At 40.6% G+C, this 24041-nt stretch carries 27 protein-coding genes and 3 tRNA genes (1 of these 30 running past the window's edge); 1 reads left to right on the top strand and 29 read right to left on the bottom strand.

The window, feature by feature from the left end:
* Positions 1-36 precede the first annotated feature (36 nt).
* The 18 genes from M594_RS00955 to tgt form a co-directional block, all read right to left on the bottom strand.
* Positions 37-660 carry a ribonuclease P gene (locus M594_RS00955; protein WP_173875733.1) on the bottom strand — a complete coding sequence of 208 codons (624 nt, stop codon included), beginning with the start codon at positions 658-660 and terminating at the stop codon, positions 37-39.
* A 50-nt stretch (positions 661-710) separates the two neighbouring features.
* Positions 711-1700, bottom strand: coding sequence for an RNA-binding cell elongation regulator Jag/EloR (jag, locus tag M594_RS00950; RefSeq protein ID WP_173875732.1), 990 nt, complete (start codon positions 1698-1700; stop codon positions 711-713).
* A gap of 17 nt (positions 1701-1717) precedes the next feature.
* The gene (locus M594_RS00945) at positions 1718-2542 is read right to left on the bottom strand and encodes a membrane protein insertase YidC (RefSeq protein WP_217423022.1); all 825 of its coding nucleotides are present in this window, start codon (positions 2540-2542) and stop codon (positions 1718-1720) included.
* The gene (gene rnpA, locus M594_RS00940; protein ID WP_000739245.1) at positions 2517-2888 is read right to left on the bottom strand and encodes a ribonuclease P protein component; all 372 of its coding nucleotides are present in this window, start codon (positions 2886-2888) and stop codon (positions 2517-2519) included. Before rnpA ends, M594_RS00945 begins: the two co-directional genes overlap by 26 nt.
* A gap of 149 nt (positions 2889-3037) precedes the next feature.
* Positions 3038-4228, bottom strand: a complete 1191-nt coding sequence (locus M594_RS00935) for an acetate kinase (RefSeq protein WP_084886490.1) — start codon at positions 4226-4228, stop codon at positions 3038-3040.
* A gap of 49 nt (positions 4229-4277) precedes the next feature.
* The gene (locus M594_RS00930; RefSeq protein WP_173875731.1) at positions 4278-5231 is read right to left on the bottom strand and encodes a class I SAM-dependent methyltransferase; all 954 of its coding nucleotides are present in this window, start codon (positions 5229-5231) and stop codon (positions 4278-4280) included.
* Between the two features lie 60 nt (positions 5232-5291).
* Positions 5292-5879, bottom strand: a complete 588-nt coding sequence (locus M594_RS00925; protein WP_173875730.1) for a class I SAM-dependent methyltransferase — start codon at positions 5877-5879, stop codon at positions 5292-5294.
* Positions 5880-5911: 32 nt separating this feature from the next.
* Positions 5912-6325, bottom strand: coding sequence for a competence type IV pilus minor pilin ComGG (gene comGG, locus M594_RS00920; RefSeq protein WP_173875729.1), 414 nt, complete (start codon positions 6323-6325; stop codon positions 5912-5914).
* Positions 6303-6764 (bottom strand): competence type IV pilus minor pilin ComGF, encoded by a 462-nt coding sequence (gene comGF, locus M594_RS00915; RefSeq protein WP_173875728.1) that lies wholly within the window; start codon positions 6762-6764, stop codon positions 6303-6305. The genes comGG and comGF overlap by 23 nt, the downstream gene beginning before the upstream one ends.
* Positions 6727-7029, bottom strand: a complete 303-nt coding sequence (gene comGE / locus M594_RS00910) for a competence type IV pilus minor pilin ComGE (RefSeq protein WP_153209718.1) — start codon at positions 7027-7029, stop codon at positions 6727-6729. Before comGE ends, comGF begins: the two co-directional genes overlap by 38 nt.
* Positions 7030-7045: 16 nt before the next feature.
* The gene (gene comGD, locus M594_RS00905; protein WP_173875727.1) at positions 7046-7426 is read right to left on the bottom strand and encodes a competence type IV pilus minor pilin ComGD; all 381 of its coding nucleotides are present in this window, start codon (positions 7424-7426) and stop codon (positions 7046-7048) included.
* On the bottom strand, positions 7389-7712 hold the full coding sequence (gene comGC, locus M594_RS00900; protein WP_000738641.1) for a comG operon protein ComGC: 324 nt from the start codon (positions 7710-7712) through the stop codon (positions 7389-7391). The genes comGD and comGC overlap by 38 nt, the downstream gene beginning before the upstream one ends.
* Before the next feature lies 1 nt (position 7713).
* Positions 7714-8730: a competence type IV pilus assembly protein ComGB gene (gene comGB, locus M594_RS00895; protein WP_153209728.1), complete on the bottom strand. Its 1017-nt coding sequence runs from the start codon at positions 8728-8730 to the stop codon at positions 7714-7716.
* Positions 8678-9619, bottom strand: a complete 942-nt coding sequence (gene comGA / locus M594_RS00890; RefSeq protein ID WP_173875726.1) for a competence type IV pilus ATPase ComGA — start codon at positions 9617-9619, stop codon at positions 8678-8680. Before comGA ends, comGB begins: the two co-directional genes overlap by 53 nt.
* Before the next feature lie 75 nt (positions 9620-9694).
* On the bottom strand, positions 9695-10060 hold the full coding sequence (locus M594_RS00885; RefSeq protein WP_173875725.1) for a DUF1033 family protein: 366 nt from the start codon (positions 10058-10060) through the stop codon (positions 9695-9697).
* 191 nt (positions 10061-10251) lie between these two features.
* On the bottom strand, positions 10252-11403 hold the full coding sequence (gene nagA, locus M594_RS00880; protein WP_033687416.1) for an N-acetylglucosamine-6-phosphate deacetylase: 1152 nt from the start codon (positions 11401-11403) through the stop codon (positions 10252-10254).
* 140 nt (positions 11404-11543) lie between these two features.
* Entirely contained in the window at positions 11544-13361 is a 1818-nt protein-coding gene (locus tag M594_RS00875; RefSeq protein ID WP_173875724.1) for an acyltransferase family protein, read from the bottom strand.
* 100 nt (positions 13362-13461) lie between these two features.
* A complete protein-coding gene (gene tgt, locus M594_RS00870; RefSeq protein ID WP_001285237.1) occupies positions 13462-14604 on the bottom strand; it encodes a tRNA guanosine(34) transglycosylase Tgt in 1143 nt (380 codons plus the stop codon).
* 116 nt (positions 14605-14720) lie between these two features.
* Between tgt and M594_RS00865 the strand changes: the two genes are divergently transcribed.
* The gene (locus M594_RS00865) at positions 14721-15578 is read left to right on the top strand and encodes a DUF975 family protein (RefSeq protein WP_173875723.1); all 858 of its coding nucleotides are present in this window, start codon (positions 14721-14723) and stop codon (positions 15576-15578) included.
* Positions 15579-15605: 27 nt separating this feature from the next.
* Here the strand turns inward: M594_RS00865 and pcp are convergent, their stop codons facing one another.
* The 11 genes from pcp to M594_RS00810 form a co-directional block, all read right to left on the bottom strand.
* On the bottom strand, positions 15606-16250 hold the full coding sequence (gene pcp, locus M594_RS00860) for a pyroglutamyl-peptidase I (protein ID WP_173875722.1): 645 nt from the start codon (positions 16248-16250) through the stop codon (positions 15606-15608).
* 217 nt (positions 16251-16467) lie between these two features.
* The gene (locus tag M594_RS00855) at positions 16468-16830 is read right to left on the bottom strand and encodes a DUF1304 domain-containing protein (RefSeq protein ID WP_150923264.1); all 363 of its coding nucleotides are present in this window, start codon (positions 16828-16830) and stop codon (positions 16468-16470) included.
* 10 nt (positions 16831-16840) lie between these two features.
* Positions 16841-17266: a MarR family winged helix-turn-helix transcriptional regulator gene (locus M594_RS00850; RefSeq protein ID WP_173875721.1), complete on the bottom strand. Its 426-nt coding sequence runs from the start codon at positions 17264-17266 to the stop codon at positions 16841-16843.
* A 318-nt stretch (positions 17267-17584) separates the two neighbouring features.
* Positions 17585-18787: a LysM peptidoglycan-binding domain-containing protein gene (locus M594_RS00845; protein ID WP_173875720.1), complete on the bottom strand. Its 1203-nt coding sequence runs from the start codon at positions 18785-18787 to the stop codon at positions 17585-17587.
* 162 nt (positions 18788-18949) lie between these two features.
* Positions 18950-19573, bottom strand: coding sequence for an HAD family hydrolase (locus M594_RS00840; RefSeq protein WP_173875719.1), 624 nt, complete (start codon positions 19571-19573; stop codon positions 18950-18952).
* Between the two features lie 3 nt (positions 19574-19576).
* The gene (locus M594_RS00835; protein WP_045606637.1) at positions 19577-20857 is read right to left on the bottom strand and encodes an MATE family efflux transporter; all 1281 of its coding nucleotides are present in this window, start codon (positions 20855-20857) and stop codon (positions 19577-19579) included.
* A gap of 60 nt (positions 20858-20917) precedes the next feature.
* A complete protein-coding gene (thrC, locus tag M594_RS00830) occupies positions 20918-22402 on the bottom strand; it encodes a threonine synthase (protein ID WP_173875718.1) in 1485 nt (494 codons plus the stop codon).
* A gap of 75 nt (positions 22403-22477) precedes the next feature.
* Positions 22478-23755, bottom strand: a complete 1278-nt coding sequence (locus tag M594_RS00825; protein ID WP_173875717.1) for a gamma-glutamylcysteine synthetase — start codon at positions 23753-23755, stop codon at positions 22478-22480.
* A 107-nt stretch (positions 23756-23862) separates the two neighbouring features.
* Positions 23863-23946, bottom strand: a tRNA-Leu gene (locus tag M594_RS00820).
* Positions 23947-23955: 9 nt separating this feature from the next.
* A tRNA-Gln gene (locus M594_RS00815) sits at positions 23956-24027 on the bottom strand.
* 13 nt (positions 24028-24040) lie between these two features.
* Position 24041 (bottom strand) — tRNA-His (locus tag M594_RS00810) (it continues 72 nt past the right edge of the window).

The raw sequence follows: 24041 nt of genomic DNA, 5'->3' as shown, positions 1-24041 counted from the left end.
ATAAATCAATTCGACTCTAGATAAGTCTCGTGATTTCTACCCTCTAGTCGCCTGATAGTAGGGAAGTAAGCGTTCATAAGCTTCTTCTAATTTTTCTAAAATATTTTCTAATGATTGATTTTCAATAAAAGAAACATCTGCCTTAACTAACACTTTTCGGACTTCCTGATTGGATAGTTTATTTCTTAAAATTTGACGATTTTCTTCGTTCGCCTCCCACCGTTGACTTTGACCATCAGAGTAGACTAGATAATAAACACCTTCAACGGTTGGAACTTTTAAAACTTTGGCCTGCTTGCCTAGAGTTCGCTCATCTTTCTTACGCTCGATGAAACTGACCTCTAAGGAAATTCCAAAGTCAGTAGATGTCCCATACAAACGAAGAGCCAACATAGGTTCTGTCACTTTCCCCTCACGCTGTATATAAGCCCAGAAGTGTGGTCGCAAGCGCTGCGCTTGGTTCATCCACTGGCTAGTCTGTTGGAGTTGCCATTCTGGATGACTGGTTTGAAATGCTTTAGTCAGTTCTGTAAAAGCCTTTCGAGCCTCTTGGCCTTTATGACGGAATTCCAGCATTTTCTCTCGTTCTTCCCCAGCTTTATCTGGATTACGGTACTGCAAACCTGCAAAGTCTAGATAGTCTCTTATCTTATTAAACATACGCTTAACCTCTTCTAACTAGCAAAAAATCAGGAGGACCCTGATTTTACTTATTCTGTATCTACAACGACATAGCGATTGGGCTCGTCACCTTCAGAGTAACTGGTCACACCATCCATACGTGAAATAATACGATGGATAATCTTGCGTTCGCTATTCGACATTGGATCTGTCTGATGACTGCGTCCTTCTTCTAAAACACGAGTCGCCAATTTTTGCGCATAGGTCTGCAAGACTTCTGCACGGTGTTCGACATAATCATTGACATTGATTGTAATGTAGAAGGTTCTTGAATAGCGGTTGTAAAGATAATTTTGAGCCAACAGTTGCAAGGCCTTCAAGACTTTACCATGATAACCGATAATACGCCCTGGCTCATTTGTATCAATTTGTAAATTGATGCTACGACGGTTATAATCATTTGAAAGTGTGGCTTCAACATCCATGTCATCAATAATTGTTTGAACATAAGTCGTTACTTCCGTAGCTACTTGTTCAATATCGAAGCTCGGTTCAACCTTCAAGCCCAATTCTTCTAGTTCTTGACTTTCAGTTTGCTCAGTTTGGCTTTCAATAATAGGCGTTTCTACTTCTCCTTCGAGAGCAGTTTCTTCAAGTTGTAATTCATTTAAAATCTCAATGTGACCAGTTTCTTCCAAGATAGTGCTGGCATGTCTTTCATGTTTTAAGATTTCAGCCTTGACTTCATCAGAAATACCTTGGCCTCCCTCTTCAATCTTTTTAATTGCCTCTACAACATGACCCAAATCAACCGTTGCTTCACTGACTGTTTTAACAGGCTCATTCAAATCATTAATTTGCTTTGGAACTCCCTTTACAGCTTGTTGGTTTGCTTTTACAACTGTCGTTTCACTAATAGCATCGATATCCACTTGGGCTGGTTTTTTACCAAATAAACCAAGAAATCCTTTTTTCTCACGAGAAATGACTTTGATATGAGCCTTCATTCTTGGAATATCTAATTCTTTCAATCCTTTCTGGATTGCTTCTTCAACAGTTGAACCTGTAAATACTACCATTACCAGATTCCTCCTTATTATTTCGTTTTCTGAGCCTTTTTCTTGGCTTTTCTTTTTCTATTTTCCAAATCTTTCTGTGCCTGAACTACGGCCTCGCGCTCTGCAATAATCTTGAATGGATTGTTCAAGAAATAGGTTTGCAAGACTTGATAAGCATTGGACACTGCCCAGTAGAGAGCGACTCCGCTCGGAGCATAAACCCCAAAGATAAAGATTAAGACTGGAATCCCATACATCATCGCAGTCGTAGCTCCATTACGCTCAGACAAGGCTTTGTTGGACAACCAAGTACTTAAAAAGGTAAATACTGCTGCTAAAATCGGAAGAACAAGGGTTGTATCCACACCACCAAGGTTAATCCATAAGAAATGACCTGTCTTTAAAAAGTCAACTCTTGATAGAGCTTGGAACAAGGCCAAGATAACCGGCATCTGAATCAAAATCGGCCAAAGAGAATCTGAATGTCTGACACCCATTTCTTTAAAGACTTTACGCATTTCCTGCTCTAATTTGGTTCTACTTTCCATATCTCGACCTGGATATTGTTCTCGAAGCGCCTTAATGCGTGGTTGAGCTTCTTGCATTTTTCTAGAAGCTACCATTTGCACTTGGAAGACTGGCAAGAGAACTGTACGAATCAAGACCGTAAAGAGGATAATCCCCACTCCGATACTGATATCAAACGATAAAAAGCGAATGATTTCCGCAAAGAAGTAAACAAATTTACTCCAAAAATCAGCCGAATCGGCTGTAATATCGCTAGTTGTCCCATTTGTTGCACAGGCTGTCATGATCAATAGGGACAGTCCTAGCAAACTAGTCAACTGTAGTTTCTTTTTCACTCCCATTTCCTTCCTGGTAAATCTTTGATAATTTTAATACGTGGAGTAGATTTTTCTCCATCTCTGCGTATCCCAAGGTTTCGACTCCTTTTCGAGCAATGACAACAAAGTCGACATCTTCTACCAGACTCCCTTTTGCATTCTGGATAATATGCCGAATTCGTCGCTTAATTTGATTTCTAGTGACGGCATTCCCAAGTTTTTTGCTAACTGATAGACCTACTCGAAAATGGTTTTTCTGATTTTCTAGTTGGTAGACAACAAACTTGCGATTGGCAAAACTTGTCCCCTCCTTGAAAATCGCCTTAAAATCTTTCTCTCTTTTTACACGAAAGTTTTTCTTCAAAACTCAACTCCATCTATTAAATTACTACTATTATACCATATTTTTCAAAAAAGCCAATCATAGCAAGGTTTTGGACAATTTCACCATAAAAAGAAGCTGGAAAAATCTCTTTCCCAACTCCTTGTACGGAATATTTTTTCTGATTTTAGTTATTTTTTTAAGCGTTCAACGTCACGGGCAATGACTAATTCTTCATCAGTTGGAATAACCAATACACGGATCTTCGCTGCCTCTGTTGAGATGTCTCCTGTCACGCCAAAGACGTTCTTTTCTGGATCAACATCACAGCCAAACCAAGAGATACCTGAGATAACATCTTCACGTACGTTTGCAGCATTTTCACCGATACCTGCAGTAAAGATAATAGCATCTGCTCCATTTAGGACCGCAAGGTATTGACCGATATGTTTTTGAATGCGATCAACATACATTTCATAGGCTAAAGTGGCATCGTGATCCCCTTCTTCCATAGCAGCAATCACATCTCGCATATCACTAGATTTGCCTGAAACACCCATAAGGCCTGATTCACGATTAAGGACTCGACTAATATCTTCAGGCGTGTTAAAGTCCTCTGTATATTGCATTAAGTAAGGAATGATAGCTGGGTCAATATCCCCTGTACGAGTTCCCATCATCACACCACCAAGTGGAGTGAAGCCCATTGAAGTATCGACAGATTGACCACCCTTAACAGCTGTAATAGAAGCACCATTACCGATGTGGCAAGTAATCAATTTTAAGTCTTCTAATGGACGGCCCAAGAGTTTTGCTGCTTCTCCTGCTACAAACTGGTGACTTGTACCGTGGGCACCATATTTACGAACCTTGTTTTCTGTGTAATATTTTGTTGGTAGAGGATAGCGATAAGCTTTCTCTGGCATAGTTGTGTGGAATGAAGTATCAAAAACAACTACACTGGTAATGTCTGGCAACAATTCCTTGAAGGCGCGAACACCTGCTGCATTAGCTGGATTGTGGAGAGGAGCCAACAAACTCAACTCTTCAACTTTTTCTAAAACATCCCCTTCAACAACTGTTGATTCTTTGAAATATTCTCCACCGGCAACAACACGGTGTCCAACACCTGTAATCTCATCATAAGCCTTGATAATATCGAAACGAATCAAGTCATCCAATAAGATTTTAACGGCTTGTGTATGATTTTCAATATCCAAAATTTGTTGTTCAGAACGACCATCAAATTTTACAGTTGAAATTGAATCTTTCAAACCGATACGTTCAATCAAACCTTTCGCCAATACTTTTTCTTCTGGCATTAAGTATAATTGCCATTTCAAACTTGAACTTCCCGCATTGATTGCAATTGTTTTTGTCATAACAAGACTCCTCTTTTAAGCGTTTTCATCTATTATAACAAAATCTATTTTATATTTCAGTACCTTGAGTCCATTTTTGAAAATTTTCTTTAAATTTCATTAAAACACTTGCATCTTGCAAGCTAGCAAGTGGATAAACAAAAGGATCTACTGCTGTTTCACTTTTCTTCTGTAAGATAAAAATCGTCTTGGATTGTTTAGCACTGGCAAAGAGATTTTCAGGCAAACTAATCATGGCAGTCAGACTTGCCTCCTCTTTCAACCAACCTTTCAACAAGTCACTTTGAGGACTGGTCAACAAATCACTCGGAGCTAGAAAAATAGCATATCCGTCTGACTTGAGATACTTAAGTCCTTGTTCCATGAGCAAGTGATGGGCGTAAGTATGTTCTTGACTAGAAGCAACTTGATGGCGCGACGCAACGGCGTCATCAGGATAATAGCCGACAGGCAAGTCGCTGATGACCACATCGCTTTCTTTGAGCATTTGTGGACGAACGGCATCTCCTTGGACAAAACCAGCCTGCAAACCAATTACATCTGCCATACTAGCCGCCAAATCAATCAGCAAATCATCCACTTCCATTCCCAAGTAATCCACCTTTTTATCAAGCGAGGTCAAGAAAGTAGCGCCCAAAATTCCCATCCCAGAACCCATTTCGAGGATCGTAATCTCCTTCTCTTTAAACAACTCTTCCACAATAAACACCAAAAGTAAAGCAATGGCATCTGGTGTAAACTGGTGATTGGCCTGTAGGGGCTCTGTCTGCCCAGCCTTCATCAAGAGAAACTGGTAGGTTTTGAGCCATTCTTCTTTGCGAAGCGCTAAGCGTTTAAGGGCCTGATTGTTTTCCTTGACCTGCTCTAACTCAGTCTCACCATCCAAATAGATGCTGTTTTGCTCCACCAGGGCGTCATAAAAGTTGGTCGCCAAATCACTTTGGATGACTTGGACATTCTCTAGTAAATACGTATAAGCTTGTTCAATTTTTTCAAAATCCATATTCCTATCTTATCAAATTTCCCTTCTTTTTTCCATCCTTATAGAAAAATCACTCCCTGATTAAGCGAGTGATTTTTGGGCTACTGTTAAAAAGAGTTCTGAGTAATTTCCTTGAAACAGGTCTTCAGCGCTATAGAGGATCTGACTATGCACAGATGAAAAACCATGCTCAATTAGCTGTTTTTCCAGTTCAGCTAAATCAAATCCATGATGGTTAGCCTCTGTCTTGGTAAAATCAGCAACGAGGAGTTGTCCATCTTCCTTCAACTGTTGATGAAACAGTGAGAGAGCCGCATCCAAATCAGGCATATGATGAAGAACACGACAAACAACAATGAGATCAAACTCTTGCTCTAAGGTTTTTTTCAGTAAATCTTGCTCCAAAAACTGGATATTCTTGATTTCTTGCTGCTCCGCTTTCAAACGAGCTTGCTCCAGCATTTTCTCAGAAATATCTACCAATATTACAGATTTGGCTTGTTTTGCCAGAGGCAAGGCTAATAGCCCCGTCCCTCCACCAAAATCCAAAATTTCTTTGTCTGATAGAAGATCAATCTGTTTCTCGACTGCTTGACAAACCAAGTTTGCAAGGAAGATATTTTTAGGCGAATCGAAAGTTTCTGCTTCGTGGTTAAAATCATGTTTCATATTTTTAGTTTAGCACAAAGTAGCTTGATTGGCTAGGAATTCTCTTTCTTTTCAGACTTCTCTTCTGATTTTTTCTTCTCCGCTTTTTCGCTTGAATCAGTCGCTACCTTTTCCTTTTTATCTGTTTTCTCTTCTTTGATTTTGACTGAAGGAAACAGAAACTCATATTGACTCTTAGGCGTACGAACCGTCGTCACCAAGCTTGTTTTCTTATTTTGATAACTCACCTGACCCAGATTAAAGGCCTGTTCCCCACTTTCTTGCTCAACCTTATCTTTGCTTCGCTTAGCCATAGCAAAAGCGATTAACTTTTCTTTATTTAAAGCATAGTCTTGATAGTGGGCGACTTGTCGGTTCAAGTAAAATTGTAACAAAAGACTAAAGATGGCTGCCATAGTGACTGCATAGATGAGAACACCCGCCTTAACTTTTTTCTTTTTCCACACGATATATGAACTCCCTTTCTAAGCCTTTTTGGAATTGAAAACGAAAGCGAACCAATTGATTGTCCTCTGTAATCTGCGCAAATTTGAGGCCATAAACCATAGGCTGATAACCTCGTCCACTGGCATCGGTTTTCCGAAAATCATCTGATTTAGACTTACCTATAGAAATATCCTTGCCATCCTGCTTCATATAGAGACGATTGCCTTCCACTTTTTCAAACTGCGAACGATCTAATTCTGCCTCCAACTGGTCCACAAACAGGAGCCACTCCTTTTGCTCGCTTTGCTGCTGGTAGCGAACTTCTGAAATGAGGAGCTGACTCATGGCTTGAAAGAGGAGTAAGCTTCCACTGATAACAACGAGAGCAATAAGGGATTCTAACAAGGTAAAAGCCTTGACCTTATGGCTCTTTGATAGCCAACAACTGTTCTGAGCCATGATAAACCTCCAATCCTTTTTCACTAGAAAACATCTGAATCTCAACTCCGTTTATGTTTACCTGATTTTGACCTGTCTGCAAGGCCATCTTAGCTACCCTCAAGACTTCTTCCTTTTGCAAGATTTTTGCTTCTTCTTGCCTATTTTTTTGAATTTGTCCCAAAAGTAGGGTCGCAATACTAGCAAAGATAGCTAAAGCAACCACTGCTTCCAGTAAAATCACTGCCCTAATTTTTTGTTTCCTTAATGCGTTTAATTTTTCCATTTCCTAGATATAATTGCTAACGAATCGCTCCTTTACTGGTATGAAATTCAACCTTAGCCAGGGACGAATTGCCCCCAGCTCGATCAAATGTAATACTTTGGCCTGATGGTGCCTGAATCCCTTTGGGAACTGTCAACTTTTGACTGCCGTTAGTGATTGTCTGCCCATCTAAGTTCAGACTAGTCTTTTGCTGACTGGCTACACTGCGTTTTTGGGTTTCCCGATAGAGTTCTTCAAACTCCATAAAGAAAATCTGATCCTCTACCGCCGCAAAAGTGGACTGAACAGAACCTGACAAGCCCAAGGCAAGGATACTCACAAGACCCAAAACCAAGAGACTTTCAAGCATGGTAAAGGCCTTAATCTGCAACGGTTTGACTGGTATTTTGTTTAGCATGGTATTCTTTATAAGCTTTAGCCTGTTCTTCTGTGATTCTCCCATCTGCTTGTAACTTGCTTAGGCTAGCATCTTCATTTTTATCTAAGCTATAAAGCTCTGCCTGGCTTTCCACCACCTTAACAACAGCAGCTTTTCCTTTGTCGTTGACTGCTTCTTTTTGCTTGGTCAGATTAGGTACAAAGAGCAAGAGAAGCACGCTGATGATGAGCAAGACCACCAACATCTCCACAAGTGTAAAAGCCTTCACTTTCGCTTTTTTCAAGAATGTCATCATTTTTTTCATGTTAAAAATTTACCTCCATATTTTGATACATGGGCATGAGCATTGCCGCATAAAGTAAAACGATAATCAGTGCCACAAAGATAAAAACCAGTGGCTGCACCAAATTCATGGTGCGGTTAACTCGGGTAAAAAAGGCTTCCCAAGTTTTTTCAGCATAGATTTCCAACTCACTCCCCAGCTTGGACTTGACTTCACCATACTCGATAATAAGACTCAACTCTTTCTTAAAGAAAGGATAGGTTGCTATGGTTTGAGAAAATTCGCGACCATTTTGTAGGGCTTGAGCTAGATCTTGACCGATTTCTTTAAAGAGTTGGGAACCTTGTTCCTGCATCATTTGAAAAATCTGCGTCAACTCCATCCCTTGAGAAATCATATTCCCCCATTCACGCGCATAATAAGCTGTCAAATAAGTCTGAACAAAGATTCCAAAGAAGGGAAGACGCGCTAAGATAGAAAAGACACGCATTTTGGAACTTCTTTTATAGAAAGTTAGTGCTAAAAGGGCAAGTATGGAAACAAACCCCACCATTCCTAGAAAGATTTGTGGCAGATTTCCAATGATTTGGGTGGCAATATTGCTACTATCCAGTTGTGGTAGTAGATAGTTCCGTAGCCCCAGCATAATTAAGAAAAGAAAACCCAGCAAAATCAAGGGATAGGTCGCTACTTCAATTAATTTTTTCTTGACCTTGGTCAGATTGTCCAGATACTCTTCTATCTTTCCTAAACTAAGGTGGAGATTCCCATGAACTTCAGCTAGGGATAACTGAGTGACAATGGCACTTGAAAAACCCAAACTTTCCATCATTTCTGAGAATGATTTCCCCTGAGACAAACCTGTACGCATCTGGGTCACACACTGCTTGTCCAACAAAGCACTCCTATCTAAAAATGAGATAGTCTCCACTAGATGAAAACCGCTGGAAAAGAGATTGTTAAACAAGGTGATGATATTTTTTTGCTTAGCTGTAGCTAATTTTTTCCGTTTCAGCCTGAAGACTTGTGATATGTCCATCTTTAAGAAGCTGGTCAATCTGTTCATTCCAGCTAGTTGGCTGGTGTTCTTGATAGTCTTTGTTTGCAAAGTCAACAATTCCTCCTCCCCCGATTAATCTCTGGTAACAAACTCCTTGCAGAACGACTGCTAATTCCTCCTCACTCACACCCAACTCCAGCAGGCGCTCATAAACACCTCGAATACTCTTGGCATGAATGGTTGAAAAGACTGTCGCACCTGTCAAACTAGCTCTGACCACTGCACGCGCCGTTTCGCTGTCACGAATTTCTCCGATAATCAAGAGATCAGGACGATGCCGTAGGGAAAGCTTAATCAGATTTTCATAGGTTAGTCCGATTGCTTCGTTCAACTGCAACTGGAGCATGTCCTCCTGCTTGATTTCTACAGGATCTTCGATAGACATGACTTGCTGTCCTTTAAAGATGGACTTGGCCAATTCGTGCATCAGGGTTGTCTTACCACTTCCGACTGGACCAGCAAAAAGATAAAGTCCCCGTTGCCTATACTGCTTGCCCAATTCATCAATATCCTGAAACCAAAAATGCAAGTCCTGCTCCTCATCATGCAACAAGCGAATAACTAAACTCTCATGCCCTCGATAGTCGCCTACAGTAGATAAACGTAAGGACGCCACCTTCTGGTCATAGGCATAATCACAGGAACCAAGTTGACTACGTCGCTTTTCTCCAACATTCATACCCGCCACAAACTTAAAGTGACTGATGACGGCCGCAAACTTTTCAAAATCATAACAACCAATTTTACAGCGCTCGTCTCCTATCCTCATATGAAGCTCATAGGCATCTAACTTAGGAACAAAATAAATGTCTTGCGCTCCTTTTTTCCGAGCTGAACGAATGATTTCTTGTGCAATTTCTTGAACCATACTTACCTCCTCACCTATACTATTCGCAAAGATTTGGAAAAATAAAAAAAGCAACTCCAAAAAGTTACTTTTCCTCTATCTTAATTTCATACGGCAAGAACGGTGCCTTTCCTTACCTGTTTGTTTTTCATAGCCTGGGCGTAATTTTTCATCTGGAATAACCTGCTCGTCCTGCAAAAGAGCCAAAGAATGGTATTGTTGTAAATACTCGTCACATTCATCACACCAACGTTGGTCTTCTGGATCCCAGAAAATGGTCATCAAGTCACTTCTACTTTTATAAAGAGGGGATTCTTGTTCCAATCTAAACCAGCAAGTTTTGTAGTATTTGAGAGCATCATAATACTGGTCAAATTTCTTACTAGCTACAATATCTTCTTCCCAACCTTCTAAGAACCACCAAGGTTCAAAATCTCCATACATTTCTATAACACGATACATATTCATTCATTTCCTTTGTATCGTATATTATAACTAATTCCACTAAACAAGGAAAGAAATATGCTCATTTCTTAATTTTTTGATAAAAAATCCAGCCATCTGATGGAAAACTGAATTTGTTCTGCTGCCTTACGGACTAATAGTCACATAATAAAAAAGCAGAAGCTAGTCTCTAACTCCTGCCTTCTCTCTTATGCTTGATAGCGTTTCACACCATCTAGGTAGGTTGCTACCAATTCCAAATCTTTATCTAGTACGATAAAGTCAGCGTCATAGCCTTCACGGATTTGGCCACAGACATCATCAATATGAACAGATTTTGCTGGGTTAAAGCTTGCCATCATAACTGCTTCGTGTGGAGAAGCAATGTTCCAGTCAACCACATTTTTCAAACCGTCCTTGAGTTTGAGAATAGAACCTGCCAAATTGCCTGTCGATTTGAGGCGAGCAGTTCCATTTGCAACGACAACTGGGAATTCTCCCAACATATAGTCACCGTCTTCCAATCCACCAGCTGTCATACAGTCTGTGATAAGAGCAATGTTTTCTGTTCCTTTTTGTTTGATAAGAATTTCGCAGGCTTTTGGATCTACGTGGTGGCCATCACAGATCAACTCTGCATAGGTATGAGGTAATTGATACATGGCTCCAACCATACCGAGTTCGCGGTGAGTCAACCCACGCATTCCATTGTAGGCGTGTACCCAAACACTCGCTCCAGCATCGACTGCTTTTTTAGCTTCATCAAAAGTCGCGTTTGAGTGCCCAAGAGCAACCGTCACACCTTCGCCCGTAACCGTACGAACAAAGTCCTCTACACCTTCACGTTCTGGTGCAAGGGCAATTTTATTTAGCAAGCCATTTGCTGCTTTTTGCCAAGTACGGAACTCATCCATACGAGGATCTTTCATGTAAGCAGGGTTTTGAGCCCCCTTGTATTTCTCTGTGAAATAAGGTCCTTCAAAATAGATTCCACGAATCTTGGCTCCACTTGCTTCCTGGTAACGAGCACCGATATTTTCAGTTACCGCGAGCAATTGCTCATAAGTTGATGTTAAAGTGGTTGGTAAGAAGCTCGTTACTCCCATACTGAGGAGTCCTTCACTCATGGTATGAAGTGTTCCTTCGATATTATTATCCATAACATCCACACCACCAAATCCATGAATGTGGGTATCCACAAGTCCTGGCGCAATGCTGTATCCTGTATAGTCAATGACGTCAGCGCCTTCAGGAATCTCTTCTACATGCTTTCCAAACTTGCCGTCCACAAGTTCCAAGTAACCACCACGACGAACTCCGTGTGGGTAGAAAAACTGATCCGCTTTAATATAGTTAGGCATAATGTTAACCTCCTTAAAAGATTGATTCTACAATTTATTATGTCAATTACATTATAAACCTTTCTTTTTTATTTGTAAATGGTATAGACCTATTTTCTAGAGATATTTTAAAAGAGCTGGATTTCTCCAACTCTTTTATCTCATTTTGATTTCACAGGTTGTTCTTGAGCAGCCTTAACAGCAGCTACTATCGTTTCTGCGTATAGCTTAGCACCTTCTTCTAGCTTGCTATTGTCATTCCCAAAGTGAACTTGGTCTGTTCCAGCCCAGATTTCAGGATGTTCCTTAGAAACCTTATTCCAGTCAGCAATACTTACATAAGGAGTCTTTTCAGCTAATTCACGTGCATAGTTTGCATACTGCTCCACCGATGCATATGTATCCTTGCTCTTATCTCCCTCGTAAGGTGTAACTAAAATCAAATGATGACCTTTTGGCAAATTATTAACAAGACTGTCCAAATCATTCTTGTAACCCTCAGGGTTATTAACACCCGTTGCAATGACAACTGTTTTTAAAAGTGCCTTGTTCTGGCTGTTATTGAGCATAATGTCATTGGCTTGCTTGGTAGTACGACTAACCTGAGCATTAATATTTGCATCAGGAAGTGCTTCTTTCAAGGCTGTATTTGCACGCAAAGCAACTGAATCACCAATTAAACTCGTTCCTTCTACAATGCCCAAACGACTTACTTCTGCCTGCTCAGCAAGCATTTTAGTTTGCCCAATATTGGTTTGTGCTTGTTTGAAACCATTGACCATCAAATCCGTTTCAAAGTCACCTACCTGAGGAGCTAGGGCTATGATAACTACTGTAAGCAAGCTAAGAATTCCAAAAATAGATGTGCTAATTACTTGTATATGAGGTAAGCTAGCAATTTTCCGTATTATAGGACTTGTCTTTCCAGCGATCAAAGGTTCAATAACATAAAAAGATAGGCTAGCAAAAAAATATGAAAAGATAATTGTCAGAATAACAGCCGGTAGATTGCTCATTAACTGAGAAAAAACAATATAAAATGGCCAATGGAAAAGATAAACTGCATAGCTAGTGTCTGCTAGAAAACTGATTACCTTTGGTTCTTCTATATTGGGAGTTTTTTCATGCAAGACACGCGCAGCAACAATCATAGCCATGGCTGCTAAACTGGCCATTAAGAATCCAAATAAATAAGCAAAGAGATAGGTAAACTTAACGAAGAAAGTCAACAGTAATAATACTAAGAGACCTGCTCCAAATACTAACAGATTCTGACGTAGATTCCACATTCGATCAAATTGTCTGACCAAATCGCTCGTCTGACGAACGCCCACAACTGTTGCAAGTATACTTCCTAAAAAGAAAGGGTAGACATGGGTTAGACTTGAAAAGTAGACAGTGGAATAGGAGCTCGCCATTAAACTACCAATAAACATGGAGAAGAAACTAATCAAAAAGGCAACAGCAGATAAGAGAAAGACCATTCCTCTCAACTGACCATTTGATCTGGACTGTTTAGATAAGAACCAAACTGCCAATCCCCAGAGGATATAGTAGTGAACCTCAACAGCCAAGCTCCAATTATGAACAAACAAATGAGGAATGAACTGAGATTCATAACTCCCACCTGTTAGGATTTCATAGAAGTTGGTCATGAAGCCTAAGACACCCGCAATCTGACCCCCAATTCCAGCCACATAATCTTGCCGAACTAGAAAGGTAAAGGGCATGGTCACCAAGACCATCAAAACCACAGGTGGCACAATCCGATAAAAGCGTCTCCTAAAAAATCCAACCAAATCAATTTCATGATTTTTAGAAAATTCTTCGATAAGTAGAGCCGTAATCAGAAAGCCTGAAAATGTGAAAAAGACATCTACCCCGAAAAATCCTCCAGGAAAGATTGTCTGAAAGAAATGATACAAGAGTACCAAAAGTAAACCTGTAATCCTAATCAAGGAAAACCATTTAATACGCATACGAGTTTATTCTCCCTTTCATTATACACTTTATTCTATCAAAAAAAGAAGAAAAATCCCAAGAGAAAACTTAGGATTTTTAGCTTATATCAATTCCAGTTTAAAAATTACGGCCTGACTTATTATAGCCGTATTTTTCAACAAAATACTCACGGAATTCCAAGAGATTGTCATCCATGATGGCTTGTCGCACTTGCTTCATCAGGTTAAGCAAGAAGTAAAGATTGTGATAACTCGTCAAGCGGATACCAAAGGTTTCATCAGCCTTGAGCAGGTGACGAAGATAAGCGCGTGTATAGTTCTTACATGTGTAGCAATCACACTCAGGATCCAGTGGCGTAAAGTCCTCAGCAAACTGAGCATTTTTGACAACCAAACGACCTTGACTGGTCATACAAGTTCCGTTACGAGCGATACGAGTCGGCAAGACACAGTCAAACATATCCACCCCACGAATCACCCCATCAATCAAGCTATCTGGCGCTCCCACACCCATCAGATAGCGAGGTTTGTTTTCAGGCAACAATTGGGTTGTAAAGTCCAAGACAGCATTCATCTCTTCGTGGGTTTCTCCCACCGCCAAACCACCGATAGAGTAGCCTGGGAAATCCATACTGACAAGGTCATGAGCCGATTGGCGACGCAGGTCTTCAAATCCTGCCCCCTGCACAATCCCAAACAAACCTTGGTCATGTGGACGACGGTGAGCCTTCAAACCACGCTCAGCCCAACGACTGGTACGCTCGATTGATTTCTTAACGTAGTCGTAAGGTTGATAAAACTGAGGACATTCGTCAAAGGACATCATGATGTCTGAGCCCAGATTGTTCTGAATAGAAATGGCTTTTTCTGGGGACAAGAACATCTTAGAACCATTGAGATGGTTTTTAAAGGTTACTCCTTCTTCTGTGATATTACGGCTATCTGCTAAGGAATAAACCTGAAAACCACCACTATCTGTCAAGATAGGCTGGTCCCAATTCATGAACTTGTGGAGACCACCTGCGCGTGCGATGAGTTCATCTCCAGGGCGAAGCCAGAGATGATAGGTGTTTGACAGGATAATTCCCGAACCCATCTCCTTCAATTCTTCAGGCGACTGAGTTTTGACAGTGGCTTGTGTCCCAACCGGCATAAACATAGGTGTCGGGAAGGTGCCATGGGGAGTGATGATTTCGCCCAGACGAGCTCCTGTGTGTTTTTCTTTCTTAATCAAACGATATTTGATTGGTGAATCTGACATTTTTTACCTCCGAAGCTGGGAAAGACAGTCCCAGTTCATACTTTGTGCCCAAGGGCATACTGTATGATTTTATCAAAAAAAGCTGGAACTGTCACGAACTATGGTATAATGAGAGAATGAAATACCCAAAAATTGATTTAAAAACCGTTCGTGTGCAAGCCAGACAATTTCAGGCTGAAAATCCCCGCCTCTTTCTCGTCTATCTCTTACCTAGCATGCTGGTTATCTTGTCTGGCTTCCTCAATCCCTTAGAGCGTATCAACGAAGCAATTTTAGAACAACCCTTTTTAAGCGTGTTTGGCCATGTATTCCAAGCCTACCTTTTTCCTCTATTAGTCTCCTTTATCGGAACTATTCTTCTAACCAGTTCAGTTTATACAACGCTGAAACTCATTAAGAATCCAGATACAGAACTATCCGTCAAAAATAGTCTCACTCTCTTTAACGAAGAGCACTTTTCACAAACCTTTTTGACTCTCCTTCTCAAACGCTTCTATCTCTTCTTATGGAGTATTCCTAGTTTACTCGGAATTTACTTTCTCTTTTACAGTAGCTTTTTAGCCAAGAAATTCGTTGCCCTCCATCCTGAGTTTCCTAATCTGGATTTCACGTCAATTGAAACCGAGCGTTTCCTCATGACCTTTGGTCTTTATTTTCTAGCAAGTATCCTCTTAATGATTATCGGAAATAGTCTCTATATTCCACAATACTATGCCTATTCTCAGGTAGAATTTCTCCTCTGTGACACCCTAGACTTAGGACAGGCCAAACCAGGACAAATCCTTAAAACCAGCCATTTCCTGATGAAAGGCTACAAATTTCAACGCTTTGTCCTAGACTTACAACTCCTTCCTTGGTACTTCCTCAATTGGATTACCTTTGGAATTGCTAGTTTCTCACTCCTACCCTACATTCAAATCAATAAAATAATTTTTTACCGAGCAGTACTGGCTCGAAAACGTCCAAAAGTTTGAAGGTTTTTCCCTCAAGCTTTTTTTCTATCAATGAGTTTCTCCACCTACCAACTTAAGATCCTGATCTCCATGTTCGATAATGGCCCCGATTGCCGCTTCTATCCCTCGCATAATGTCCACTAAACTCATAGCTGGAGTGGTCGGTCGATTCACCACCTGTTCCATCATATAAGGAATATGCATAAAACCTGCCTTAACATGTGGAAATTTCTTTTCTACCAAATAGAGGACTTGATACATCAAATGATTGCAGACAAAAGTCCCTGCAGTATTGGAAACAGAGGCCGGCAATCCCTCTTTTTTTATAGCTTGAACCATCGCTTTAATCGGCAGACTACTAAAGTAGGCCGGAGCACCGTCTGGGCGAATGGGAAGGTCAATCGGTTGATTACCTTCGTTATCCGGGATGCGTGCATCGTCTTGATTAATGGCCACTCGTTCAGGTGTCAAGCTAGATCTTCCACCAGCTTGGCCAATACAAAGGACAAAGTCAGGTCGATAACAACTCATCTCTTCTTCCAATACTTGGGCCGATTTGTGAAAGACTGTTGGCACTTCTAGCCAACGAACCTCAGCACCATGGATTTCAGCTGGTAAACCTTTAATGGCCTCCAAAGCTGGATTGACCATTTCCCCTCCAAAGGGCTCAAAACCTGTCACTAATACTTTCATTTCTAACTCCTCAAAACAAATTCAATGAGACTTTTTCTTAAAAACAAGTATAACATATTTCCCTTGTTCTGGAGTGAAAAGGACTAGCGAGTCTAGGATTGGTCTCTGATACTCAATGAAAATCAAAGAGCAAACTAGGAAGCTAGCCACAGTCTGTACTTGAGTACGGCAAGGCGACGCTGACATGGTTTGAATTTGATTTTCGAAGAGTATGAGCTTATTTAAAGAGAAAAATACTAATCAAGGCCAAAATAGCTGGTCCACCTTGCTTCAAAATAATTTTCTTATCTGCTGTCAGAGAGCCATAAGCCGCAGCCCCAATCACAAATAAAACAAAAATAGTCACAATTTCTAAATTCTGTGAGAAATAAATTCCATACAGGAGAAAGACTCCTAGCAGAGCGTTATAAATCCCTTGATTTTTAAACAGTGAACTTACAGACGGACGAGCTAGTTCTTCCTTTTCCATGTTAAAGTCTCGACTGGTTGCATCTGATTGCGTTGCAATACTTTCCAAATAAAAAATGTAAAAATGCTCCAAAGCAACGATCGTTGCTAGAATGATTGTCATAATTGACATATTTTTCTCCTTAAATCTCTATATTCTCAATACCCAAAACCAATTTATTTAATAAACGTCTGAGTTCTGTTCTTTCAGACTCTGTTAAGATACTTTCCATCGCTTCTTTAACCTTGATATGCTGTAGAGGTGGATTCATCACTAACTGCTCCTTCGCATACTTCGTAGTCTCTACCAACACTTCTCGCTGATTTTCAGGATTACGATGACGCTCCACCAAACCTTCCTTTTCTAAAATCTTGAAATGTCGTGTCAAGGCGGCCTGATCAATCTTCAAACGCTCCTGAACCGCTATTTGATTACAAGGGGAATGCTTCAGCAAAAATAATAAAATCTGATACCGTGTCAAACTAATCCCAAGCCTTTTTTCAAACAATTGCGTACTCGCTTGCTCAGACAAGCGGAGTTGATAAAGCAAATCTTGAATCTCTATCATTTCTTTCTCCTTTTAATTGATTTATCAATAGTTGATTTATCAATTATAATGCGAAGTAAAATAGATTGCAAGAATGTTGCTTCAATCATTACAAAATGGTAACTTCCATTTTCCATTCATATTGATACTCAATGAAAATCAAAGAGCAAACTAGGAAGCTATCCGTAGGTTGCTCAAAGCACAGCTTTGAGGTTGCAGATAAAACTGACGTGGTTTGAAGAGATTTTCGAATAGTATGACAAAGAAAAAACGAACGAGACTCGCTTCCTATCACGAAAGCTAGATCTCATTCGTCAAAATGATATTACAAAGTCTGGTTTATCCATTCATTGAAACGTGAACGTGATCATAGTGATTTTCTGTCACGCTACCACGGTCTGGCATTGGGTTCCAAGTATTAGCTGGCCCATATTTGCTATCGAATGGAGCATAGAAACGTTGTTTCCAGATGATGTAACTAATTCCTCGGCTGGCCATATTTTGAACAGCGTATTCCGCAACCTTATCCCCTAGTTCTGAGCTTTCTGGTACCATAAAGTCGATAGCCAAACCTTTTCCGTGATCTCCACTGTCCCCTGGACGGTAACCACTAAAGGATGTAATGCCAAACAAGTTAGCAATTTCTTCTTTAAAGGCAGCTGTTTGTGGTTGAAGGCCTGCATTTTCAGATTTCGCTAACGCAAGTCCAGCATAATCGGGCGCTGCTGGAGCTGCGTAAGTTGTTGAAACTGTTTTCTTCTCTTCTGGTTGATAAGTAGAAACTACTGTTGTAGCTTCTTTTGATGAGGCTTCTTTTGCTTCTTCTGAACTTGTTGCAGTTGTTTCAGGCGCTTTTTCTTCTACTGGTGTTGTAGTTTCTTCCACTGTTGCCTCAGGTTGAGGGCTGGCTTGTGTTTCCTCTTTCTCAGCTGGAATCGTTGCCTGAAAAACTGCTTCTGCAACTGCACTGCTTGTTTCGACTGTTTGCTCCTCTGACGTTGAGGTGTTTGTAGATGGTGCCACTTCTTCTGCGGTAGCAACTGTCTCTGCAACTTCTGAACTTGATGCTACTTCTTTTGTACTTGTAGTTTCTACTGCTTTTGGCGCTTCTGCAATTGGTTGAGAAAGATCTGCAACTTGAACAGTTTGATCATCAACCGTCACTTGATTGGTTGTCAAATCTGCTGTCGCAGTTGTCACTTCTTCACTAGAGTCTGCTTGAGGAGTTTGGATTTCAACTTCTGTTACTTCTTCTGCTTCATTGACAGTCGTTGTCAAAACAGTTTCTGGGAAAATCAAGTCCATATTCGTGATTTTATTCAAATTCGCAAGAACTGTGACATCTACACCCAAGGCTTCTGCAATGGTGCTCAAGGTATCACCATACTGAACGGTATAACTTGTTTTGTTATCCGTTTTAGTCAAATCATTTTGGATTTGCTCAACACTACGTGCAGTCCAAAGAACTTCTTCTGCTTGAGTTGTCAATACTGGGGCAAATGACAAGGCTACTGTTGAGGCTAATAATATTCTTTTCTTCATTCTTTCAAATTCCTTTCAAATGAGTACCTGTCTATGATAACACAAAAAATGCAGAAACAAAGCCCTCTCGGGCCTATTTAACAGAACTGTCTATTCCTTGTAACAAACTCGGTTACTTGAAACAGTTTGTTAGGTCACTGTCACAAAACTGACACAATCTTTTTATCGCTCAGCCTTAAAAAAACGGGAAATATCTGCTAACGCTTGAATCCTGTGATTTCCTTCATAAGTCGACTCTAAAAAGTTGAGGCTTTGAATACCACTATTCTGGGCAAATTCCACATCCAGAGTCCGATCCCCTATATAATAGGTCTTCTCAGAATCCAACTGATACTTGTCTAACAGATAGGTAGCCGCTTCTGAACTAGGTTTACGCGCAAAGCCACTCTGACTGGTTAAAATCTCCGTAAAATAGGACTCCAAACCCAAATCTCTGAGAATGGTAAGAGCATTGTCTCCCTTATGAGTGTAAACAAACTGCTGAATTCCTGATTCCTCTGCCCAAGCTAGCACCTCACGCGCACCTGGCATCAAAACTACCTGAGCATTCTTCTCAGCCAAACTCTGGGCACGCACCTGATTTAGCACTTCCGCATCCAGTTTTCTCTCTTCCGCCACCTGCACAAGCAAATCCTGCACAGAATACTTTAGGATAAACTCTCTCACCTTCTCTTTATCATAAGGAATAGCAAACTGACCAAAAGTCTCCTCAATCCCTGATAAAATCGCTTCATAAGAGTCCAATAAAGTCCCATCTAAATCCCAAATAAAAGCTGTTTTTTGCATTTCCTATCCTTTCAAGCTCACATAGCGCTGGTAACGATAGCGTAGAAATAACCAACGAAAACCATTATCCAAAAGGGTTCCGGCCCAAATACCGGGCAAGCCCCAACCAAGCACAATCCCCATCAGATACCCTGTTCCAATGCGGATACACCACATTCCTATACTTGTCGCATAAAAGGGAAGCCGAGCATTGCCCAAACCCTGCCAGACTGCTGTATAGATGACTGTTCCTATCGTCATAGGAGTACCAAGTAGTGAAAAAAGTGTCACTAGTACACTAGCCTCCACCGCTAGAGAATCAGTCGTATAGAGATGAGTTAGTGGTATACCCAAAGCATAGATACTGAAGGTCAAGGGTAACATGAGGAACAGAGAAAGCCAAAAGGTTTGCTTACTCAAACTAGCGACTCTTTTCCAATTATCCTCCCCAACTGCTCGAGCCACCAGCATGACCGTTGCCGTAGCTACGCCAAAGGCAGGCATATAGTTAAACTGGGTCAAGACTTCTCCGACTGCATTTCCAGCCACTGCCTCTGTCCCGAAAGACACAACCAAGACAATGATAACGACATCTCCAGCACGCATCATAAGCCGCTCTCCAGCTGCTGGCAAAGCTAAGGTCAATAGTTCCTTATCTAAACCAAAAGTCGGTTTCTCAAAAGGCAACTTTAATTGCGACCATAAAATCACAAGACCTACCAAGCGAGACAGAATAGTTCCCCAAGCAACACCAGCTATCCCCATATCAAGAACAAAAATAGCTAGACTGGAAAAGAGAATATTCAAAGCATTTGACAAGAGACTAACATAGAGAGGCAGACGTGGATTATGCGTTGCACGAATCAAGGCACCCAGACTGGTCATCAAGCCCAAAAGAACAATCGATCCGCCTACCAAAGATAGATACAGTCCTCCACTCTCAACTACAGCCCTCTCCGTTCCCAATAGTCCTATCATCTCTTGCCCAGCGAAGATGGACAAAGCTCCTAAAAGGAAACTTAATAGTAAGGTAATCTTAAACGCCTCAGTCACATGATAGGCTAGCATAGATTGATCCTTCTGCCCCAAACTTTTTGAAATAACACTGGAAATAGCAGCCCCCAGAGCGATGAAAATCGCCTGGTAAATCGTGATAATATTGCCAGCTACTGATACACCCGAAATAGCTATCAAGCCCAAGTGGGCTACCAAGTAACTATCCACCATCCCCATGAGCATCTGCAAAAAGTTTTCGCCCATAGCTGGTAAGGCAATATTAAGAATGTCTTTATTTTTCTTAAACAATCCTTCCTCCTGATGAAAAGAAACTCAGTTGGTTTCCCAACCGAGTTTACTCCCTCTGTCTTAAAGTCCTAGATAAGCCTCAACCGCTGCTCGCATGTCAGCAGCCGCCACAGTTGTCTTATGACGAACAGGAGCTGTTTCAAGCCCGTCAACTGCTGGCGGCACTGCCACTCCTGAAATATCATGTAATTGAGCCAAAGCTTCAAAGTCGCCAAGCCCTGATTTTCCAGTTACAGCTTCTACTGCAACCACTGGGAACTTGTATGGACTCGCTGTTGAAGCAATCACTGTCTTAGTCACATCGCCAGTAGCCGCTTGGTATTTCTTATAAACTGCCGAGGCAACCGCCGTATGTGGATCCTCGATATAGGAATCTGACTCATAAACACGCTTGATTTCTGCCGCTGTTTCTTCCTCAGTCGCATATTCAGCTGCAAAGAGGTCCAAAATCTCTGCATCAAAGTCTGTCAACTCATATTGTCCTTGCTTGTTCAAGGCATTCATGAGTTCAGCTGTTTTAACCGCATCATTACCTAAAAGATGGAAAATCAAACGCTCCAAGTTTGAAGATACCAAAATATCCATAGATGGACTAGTAGTCACTTTAAACTCACGTTTCTTATCGTAAACACGTGTCTTGAAGAAGTCTGTCAAAACATTGTTATCATTTGAAGCACAGATCAATTTACCAACTGGTAAGCCGATTTGTTTGGCATAAAAAGCAGCCAAGATATTTCCAAAGTTTCCTGTTGGTACGGTAAAGTTGATCTGTTCACCAGCCACAATCTCACCAGTCTTAACTAACTGAGCATAGGCATAAACATAATAAACAATCTGTGGCACCAAACGACCAATATTCATAGAGTTTGCAGATGAAAATTGCAACTTGTTAGCCGCTAATCTTTCACGAAGAACTACGTCGTTAAACATGTGCTTCACATTTGTTTGCGCATCGTCAAAGTTACCATCAATAGCGATAACATGAGTATTGTCGCCAGTCTGAGTGGTCATTTGCAACTCTTGTACCTTGCTGACACCATCCTTTGGATAAAAGACGATAATCTCAGTACCAGGTACATCCGCAAATCCTGCCATAGCAGCTTTCCCCGTGTCACCAGATGTCGCTGTCAAGATGACAATCTTGTTCTCCAAACCATGTTTCTTAGCAGCTGTTGTCATAAAGTATGGCAAAATAGACAAGGCCATATCCTTAAAGGCAATTGTTGAACCATGGAAAAGTTCCAAGTTATATTGTCCGTCTAATTTCACTAATGGCGCGATAGCAGGAGTATCAAATTTGCTATCGTAGGCATTGTTGATACAGTAGTCCAACTCCTCAGCTGTAAAGTCATCTAAAAATGCCGACAAAACTAACTTAGCAACTTCCTGATAAGAAGCATCTTTCAATTTGTCAAAGTCCAAATCTACCTTTGGATAAGTAAGCGGTGTAAACAAACCACCGTCCGTCGCCAAACCTTGCAAAATAGCTTGACTAGCAGTTACTGTATTGTTGGCATCACGCGTTGATTGATAAACTAATGTCATTACTCTCTGTCCTTTATCTATAGTCTCATCCATTATATCATGATTTTTCAGAAAATTCTCCTTTTGTAAGAGAAATTATAGGCCCAATTCTTCTTTCAAAGCCTGTAAGTAGGTCATTTCTTGCTTATTTCTCATCTCCAGTCCTTCCTCAGCTAGAAGGAGTAAGTCTTTGGAAAATTCAATAATCGCAGTTTTTTCCTCAGCTATAAGATTTTTTTTAGAAAATTGCCGTCTTAAAAACTTGTAATCACGACCAAATTCTTTAAAGAAAGGTACTGTTTCTAAGTAAGCTTCTAACTTATCTAAATTAACCAACAATCCTAAGTGAAAAGCTGCTGAAGCGAAGGTTCTATCTAGAGGTTGAGTACACACACTACGAAACTCAACTGTTCCACGAGTCGTTAAGTCTTGGTACTGATAACTACGATGTGTTTCAAAATCCTTCTCTTGAGGATAAATAATAATCTCATCCCCATTAAGTGCATATGCTTGGATTTCAGGTGTTGTCAGGTACTCGCTTGCCTGAATCGGATAAAAATAATAGGTTTGTTCATCACGTTCCGCAGTAAAAATTGCAGAATGATCTAGATAATCAAAAAAATCATCCTCATCTTTAAAGAGTCTAGCATTGACCCCGACGTTTTCTGGATAGATACCATGCATCGATTCTTCCCAGAAAATATCCCTTGCAATTCTCGTATCCCAATCCTCACCTGAAAACTCAGAATTAGCAAATAAATAAGCCTTAGCAGCTTCAATTTGGGTAAAAGCATTAATCACCCGTAAGTATTTAGACTTTGAAACATCCAACTGTACCTGACTCCCACAGATAAAAGCACCATATTCAGGGAAATGATGTAAGTCTGATTTAGTCACATTTCTACTCAAATTCAAATAGTCCATCAACATCTGATAGCGTGGGTAAACCACTGGACAATTCTCATTTTTATCCCAGTTGGGATGAATACCACAGCCAACAATAGCATGATTTGATTCAGCTAACTTTTTCTGGATTACTACCATATAATTGTTAAAACGATTTTCGACCTCTTGAATCGTTTCTGTCTTACCAAATGCAAACTCAATCGTAGTATAGGAAACTTCAAATAAAATAGCATCCTGACTTAATGGGTCCACTAACTGAATAGGAGTCCCAAAATCATCAACCTTTTCGACAGTAAAGTCCAAAGCATAAACTAAATATCGGAATAAGTGTTTGATAACTTCAACATCTGTAGCATCCCCTTCCAAGTTTACAACAGGATATTCCAGCTCAATCCCGACAAACAATCCAGGATTTTCTTTAATATTTTTCAAATACCGATGTTTTAATAAATCGATAGAACGAGACATACTTCCCTACACTTTCATAATCTAAATAAAATTTGAATAACTATTATTATACCAAAAATAATATAAAAAAGGAACGAAGATTTACAACGTTCCTTAACTCTATACTATACCGGCGGCCGGGGTCGAACCGGCACGTCCTTGCGGACACTGGATTTTGAGTCCAGCGCGTCTGCCAATTCCGCCACGCCGGCAAATAGTAACTGGGGTAGCTGGATTCGAACCAACGCATGAGGGAGTCAAAGTCCCTTGCCTTACCGCTTGGCTATACCCCAATAATATAAAATAG

The organism is Streptococcus mitis (genome assembly GCF_013305725.1).
Taxonomy (GTDB): Bacteria; Bacillota; Bacilli; order Lactobacillales; family Streptococcaceae; genus Streptococcus; species Streptococcus mitis_BO.
The sequence above is the reverse complement of the archived record's forward strand: the minus strand, read 5'-3'. Positions and strand labels throughout refer to the sequence as shown.

Coding starts and splice junctions, on each gene's coding strand:
- pcp (WP_173875722.1), bottom strand. CDS start 16,250: ATGAAAGTATTAGTGACAGGTTTTGAGCCCTTTGGAGGGGAAATGGTC.
- jag (WP_173875732.1), bottom strand. CDS start 1,700: ATGGTAGTATTTACAGGTTCAACTGTTGAAGAAGCAATCCAGAAAGGA.
- nagA (WP_033687416.1), bottom strand. CDS start 11,403: ATGCCTAACTATATTAAAGCGGATCAGTTTTTCTACCCACACGGAGTT.
- M594_RS00855 (WP_150923264.1), bottom strand. CDS start 16,830: ATGTCAATTATGACAATCATTCTAGCAACGATCGTTGCTTTGGAGCAT.
- M594_RS00955 (WP_173875733.1), bottom strand. CDS start 660: ATGTTTAATAAGATAAGAGACTATCTAGACTTTGCAGGTTTGCAGTAC.
- comGE (WP_153209718.1), bottom strand. CDS start 7,029: ATGGAAAAATTAAACGCATTAAGGAAACAAAAAATTAGGGCAGTGATT.
- comGD (WP_173875727.1), bottom strand. CDS start 7,426: ATGCTAAACAAAATACCAGTCAAACCGTTGCAGATTAAGGCCTTTACC.
- M594_RS00935 (WP_084886490.1), bottom strand. CDS start 4,228: ATGACAAAAACAATTGCAATCAATGCGGGAAGTTCAAGTTTGAAATGG.
- M594_RS00825 (WP_173875717.1), bottom strand. CDS start 23,755: ATGTCTCGTTCTATCGATTTATTAAAACATCGGTATTTGAAAAATATT.
- thrC (WP_173875718.1), bottom strand. CDS start 22,402: ATGACATTAGTTTATCAATCAACGCGTGATGCCAACAATACAGTAACT.
- M594_RS00930 (WP_173875731.1), bottom strand. CDS start 5,231: ATGGATTTTGAAAAAATTGAACAAGCTTATACGTATTTACTAGAGAAT.
- M594_RS00850 (WP_173875721.1), bottom strand. CDS start 17,266: ATGATAGAGATTCAAGATTTGCTTTATCAACTCCGCTTGTCTGAGCAA.
- M594_RS00875 (WP_173875724.1), bottom strand. CDS start 13,361: ATGCGTATTAAATGGTTTTCCTTGATTAGGATTACAGGTTTACTTTTG.
- M594_RS00925 (WP_173875730.1), bottom strand. CDS start 5,879: ATGAAACATGATTTTAACCACGAAGCAGAAACTTTCGATTCGCCTAAA.
- M594_RS00845 (WP_173875720.1), bottom strand. CDS start 18,787: ATGAAGAAAAGAATATTATTAGCCTCAACAGTAGCCTTGTCATTTGCC.
- M594_RS00865 (WP_173875723.1), top strand. CDS start 14,721: ATGAAATACCCAAAAATTGATTTAAAAACCGTTCGTGTGCAAGCCAGA.
- comGF (WP_173875728.1), bottom strand. CDS start 6,764: ATGGCTCAGAACAGTTGTTGGCTATCAAAGAGCCATAAGGTCAAGGCT.
- M594_RS00840 (WP_173875719.1), bottom strand. CDS start 19,573: ATGCAAAAAACAGCTTTTATTTGGGATTTAGATGGGACTTTATTGGAC.
- comGC (WP_000738641.1), bottom strand. CDS start 7,712: ATGAAAAAAATGATGACATTCTTGAAAAAAGCGAAAGTGAAGGCTTTT.
- comGB (WP_153209728.1), bottom strand. CDS start 8,730: ATGGACATATCACAAGTCTTCAGGCTGAAACGGAAAAAATTAGCTACA.
- tgt (WP_001285237.1), bottom strand. CDS start 14,604: ATGTCAGATTCACCAATCAAATATCGTTTGATTAAGAAAGAAAAACAC.
- M594_RS00885 (WP_173875725.1), bottom strand. CDS start 10,060: ATGTATCGTGTTATAGAAATGTATGGAGATTTTGAACCTTGGTGGTTC.
- comGA (WP_173875726.1), bottom strand. CDS start 9,619: ATGGTTCAAGAAATTGCACAAGAAATCATTCGTTCAGCTCGGAAAAAA.